Consider the following 1,396-nt stretch of genomic DNA (forward strand, 5'->3'; position numbering starts at 1 on the left):
GGGGGTGGGTTGTTGGGTGTCAACCGCATAGTGGACGCGCACATCAATTGGTCCCCACCCCCTGGGGGGGTGGGTGTGTGTGTAAGTTATCGGCCTATTAGTACCGGTCGGCTTCACAAGTCTTTAGTCCTTGCTTCCACGTCCGGCCTATCAACCCAGTGTTCTGCTGGGGGCCTCCCAGGCCGTAGCCTGTGGAAATCTCATCTCGAAGCTGGCTTCCCGCTTAGATGCTTTCAGCGGTTATCCGTTCCGAACGTAGCTAATCAGCGGTGCACCTGGCGGTACAACTGACATACCAGAGGTTCGTCCGTCCCGGTCCTCTCGTACTAAGGACAGACCTTCTCAAATTTCCTACGCGCGCAGAGGATAGGGACCGAACTGTCTCACGACGTTCTGAACCCAGCTCGCGTACCGCTTTAATGGGCGAACAGCCCAACCCTTGGGACCTACTCCAGCCCCAGGATGCGACGAGCCGACATCGAGGTGCCAAACCATGCCGTCGATATGGACTCTTGGGCAAGATCAGCCTGTTATCCCCGAGGTACCTTTTATCCGTTGAGCGACGGCCGTTCCACAACGAGCCGCCGGATCACTAGTCCCGACTTTCGTCCCTGCTCGAGATGTCTCTCTCACAGTCAAGCCCCCTTGTGCACTTGCACTCGACACCTGATTGCCAACCAGGCTGAGGGGACCTTTGGGCGCCTCCGTTACATTTTGGGAGGCAACCGCCCCAGTTAAACTACCCATCAGGCACTGTCCCTGACCCGGATCACGGGCCGAAGTTAGATGTCCAGAGTGACCAGAGTGGTATTTCAACGATGACTCCACCAGCACTGGCGTGCCGGCTTCACAGTCTCCCACCTATCCTACACAAGCCACACCGAACACCAATACCAAACTATAGTAAAGGTCTCGGGGTCTTTCCGTCCTTCTGCGCGTAACGAGCATCTTTACTCGTAATGCAATTTCGCCGAGTTCATGGTTGAGACAGCGGGGAAGTCGTTACTCCATTCGTGCAGGTCGGAACTTACCCGACAAGGAATTTCGCTACCTTAGGATGGTTATAGTTACCACCGCCGTTTACTGGGGCTTAAATTCTCCGCTTCGCCGAAGCTAACGGGTCCTCTTAACCTTCCAGCACCGGGCAGGAGTCAGTCCGTATACATCGTCTTGCGACTTCGCACGGACCTGTGTTTTTGATAAACAGTCGCTTCCCCCTGGTCTCTGCGGCCCTGATCCCCTCACAGCAGCATGTGCTGATCAGGGTTAGGGCCCCCCTTCTCCCGAAGTTACGGGGGCATTTTGCCGAGTTCCTTAACCATGATTCTCTCGATCGCCTTAGTATTCTCTACCTGACCACCTGTGTCGGTTTGGGGTACGGGCGGCTGGGACCTCG

The 1,396-nt window shown here is 56.0% G+C and carries 1 rRNA gene; it reads right to left on the reverse strand.

What is annotated here, in order from left to right:
- Window positions 1-76 precede the first annotated feature (76 nt).
- Window positions 77-1,396 (reverse strand): 23S ribosomal RNA (locus BM355_RS13985); the annotation flags it as partial.

Origin of the sequence: Micrococcus terreus (assembly GCF_900116905.1) — a bacterium.
Classification (GTDB): Bacteria; Actinomycetota; Actinomycetes; order Actinomycetales; family Micrococcaceae; genus Citricoccus; species Citricoccus terreus.